This window comes from Photobacterium chitinilyticum, assembly GCF_004104355.1.
GTDB lineage: Bacteria > Pseudomonadota > Gammaproteobacteria > Enterobacterales > Vibrionaceae > Photobacterium > Photobacterium chitinilyticum.
Genome location: NZ_RJLM01000044.1, coordinates 1 through 2,343 on the forward strand (window position 1 = coordinate 1; position 2,343 = coordinate 2,343).

4 protein-coding genes are annotated in these 2,343 nt (G+C 41.8%); 3 read left to right on the forward strand and 1 reads right to left on the reverse strand.

What is annotated here, in order from left to right; genetic code table 11:
• Nucleotides 1-209: 209 nt before the first annotated feature.
• Entirely contained in the window at nucleotides 210-1,160 is a 951-nt protein-coding gene (locus EDI28_RS25575) for an IS110 family RNA-guided transposase (protein WP_128786662.1), read from the forward strand.
• Between the two features lie 28 nt (nucleotides 1,161-1,188).
• Here the strand turns inward: EDI28_RS25575 and EDI28_RS25580 are convergent, their stop codons facing one another.
• The gene (locus EDI28_RS25580) at nucleotides 1,189-1,611 is read right to left on the reverse strand and encodes a GNAT family N-acetyltransferase (protein ID WP_128786663.1); all 423 of its coding nucleotides are present in this window, start codon (nucleotides 1,609-1,611) and stop codon (nucleotides 1,189-1,191) included.
• A gap of 185 nt (nucleotides 1,612-1,796) precedes the next feature.
• On the opposite strand from EDI28_RS25580, the gene EDI28_RS25585 reads away from it, so the two are divergent.
• Both EDI28_RS25585 and EDI28_RS25590 read left to right on the forward strand, forming a co-directional pair.
• Nucleotides 1,797-2,018, forward strand: a complete 222-nt coding sequence (locus EDI28_RS25585) for a TA system antitoxin ParD family protein (RefSeq protein WP_128786664.1) — start codon at nucleotides 1,797-1,799, stop codon at nucleotides 2,016-2,018.
• Nucleotides 2,011-2,301, forward strand: coding sequence for a type II toxin-antitoxin system RelE/ParE family toxin (locus EDI28_RS25590; protein ID WP_128786665.1), 291 nt, complete (start codon nucleotides 2,011-2,013; stop codon nucleotides 2,299-2,301). Before EDI28_RS25585 ends, EDI28_RS25590 begins: the two co-directional genes overlap by 8 nt.
• Nucleotides 2,302-2,343: the final 42 nt, after the last annotated feature.

The window sequence follows — 2,343 nt, forward strand, 5'->3', positions numbered from 1 at the left end:
TTGTATGGATAATAAAACCAACTTCAGGGTAAAGTGAGACCCAGGCTTTAGCTGCAACTAAAGCTTTCTATATAGCAGTTCGATTGATTGCTGGCTCCTCTATCGAGAGACCGATAACAAACGTGAACGCTGTATAGGACTCCAAGCACCATACTCGAATAGTCGACTGGGTCTCGAACCCGCATTACGCAAGCAAGAGTTAGCTTATTATGAATACTGTAACGAATCAAAATATTAACGTTGGGGTTGATACCGGAAAATCTCAACTCGATATATACATTCGACCGCTCGATATCTTTTTCTCGGTTTCTAACGACGGCAAAGGTATTAAACAAGCCATCAAAACCATTAAACAACATTCGCCACAACGTGTCGTTATTGAAGCCACTGGCCGATTAGAAATGCCTTTCATTATAGCCTGTGCCGACGCCAATCTTCCTTACGTGATTGCCAACCCCATTCATGTAAAACGCTTTGCCGGGGCCATCGGGCAACGGGCTAAAACCGATAAGCTCGATGCCAGGCTTATCGCCCACTATGCAGACGCAATACAACCAGCATTAACCAGACTGAAGCCAGAATCCATGCGCCTTATGGCAGATCTGGTTATTCGAAGAAATCAGCTTCTATCAATGCAAACCATGGAAAAGAACCGGCTCCAGATAATGCCCAAACAACTGGCTATGACCATTAAACCAATCCTGACAGCATTCAAAAATCAGATCGAAAAAACCGAAAAGAAAATCGTCGCACTGATTGAAAGCTGCCCTGAATATCAGGCCAAAAATGAAATACTACAAAGCATGCCCGGTATCGGAAAAATCGCAGCCGCGTCTATCATTAGCAACCTTCCAGAACTTGGGTATATCACCAACAAGCAAGCCGCAGCCCTCGTCGGTGTCGCTCCCATGAACAGGGAAAGTGGACGCTATAAAGGACTCAGAAAAATACAAGGTGGTCGGGCCCAGGTCAGAACCGTTTTATACATGGCAATGATGTCTGCCATGCAATGTAATCCTGTTTCTAAGAGCTCCTATCAACGACTTCTGGCTGAAGGAAAACCGAAAAAAGTGGCCATTATCGCCTGCGTCAGGAAGATGATTATCATCTTAAACTCGATGCTGAGAGATGGCGTCTTATGGGATACAAAAACAGCTTAAAATTATCTGTTGACGCCATAGTCGTTTGTTAAATGGCTTTCTCTCGACGCATTGCAATGATTTGATAGCCTCGATTTTCATAGCCTTGATATCTTTGAGCGAGAAAATCAGGAAAACCATCTGGATTAATTGATTTAAAGCCAACTTGTCCGTAAAACTCACTAAGATGGGAAAAAGGCATACAATATGAAACAGTTTCATTAAGTATTGGCTCAATATACTTTATGAAAGATGTACCTAACCCTTTACCTTGATATTCTTTCGTAATGTACATACCACGTAAAATTGAAACTCCATCGCGTACTTCAACTTTCACAGAACCTATAATTTCACTGTTAGTTGTAGCGATAAAAGCTCGTTCAACATGACTCCAACCACTATGATAGCCTTGCTCACGATAGAACTGATTTAAAGCATCTCGATTGGATTCATCGACTTCGAATATTTCCATGTAATCTCCTGCCATTTAACGCCGGGCATAAGGTGCGCCGCGACTAACCTACCAAGCGCGCCAGACTCCTTACCAAAACCGCCGAGTGTAACAAGTCACCTTGATGCCTTTGTTACAATCCCGATGCAACTTGCCTCATCTGTGGCACATTGCTACAATCTAACTATACAGAAAGGAGATATTCTATGAGCACCTCAAGCGTTCGTTTAGATCAAGATCTTGTTGATAAAGCCTCCATCATGGCTAAAGCACTTAACCGAACTACCCCAAAACAAATTGAACATTGGGCTAAGATCGGTGAAATGATGGAAGATAATCCTGATTTACCGTATGAATTCGTTAAGCAAGCAATTATCGCTAAGGCTGAGAAAGATGCTGGTAAATTAGAGAGTTACGACTTTGGCTAAGATTACACAAGTTCTTCAAACACCAACATTCAAAAAGGCAGTTAAAAAGCTGCATGCTAATCAAAAGAAGGATCTAGATAATGCAATTAAAGCATTGATGGAAGATCCTCTTCTCGGTGAACAGAAAAAAGGTGACTTGTCATTTCTTCGTGTTCATAAATTCAAAATGGTAAAGCAGCTTACCCTACTTGGATACAGCTATGAGGACGGAACAGTTATTCTCGAACTCATGGCTTTAGGCTCACACGAAAATTTTTACCGAGACGTAAAACGATTTTACTAATTTTATAACCACTGAGCAGAAGAATGCCTAGTGGTTGTAACG

What these genes read in the sequence shown, in the direction of transcription:
- EDI28_RS25575 (WP_128786662.1), top strand. Translation starts at nt 210, where the DNA reads ATGAATACTGTAACGAATCAAAATATTAACGTTGGGGTTGATACCGGA.
- EDI28_RS25580 (WP_128786663.1), bottom strand. Translation starts at nt 1,611, where the DNA reads ATGGAAATATTCGAAGTCGATGAATCCAATCGAGATGCTTTAAATCAG.
- EDI28_RS25585 (WP_128786664.1), top strand. Translation starts at nt 1,797, where the DNA reads ATGAGCACCTCAAGCGTTCGTTTAGATCAAGATCTTGTTGATAAAGCC.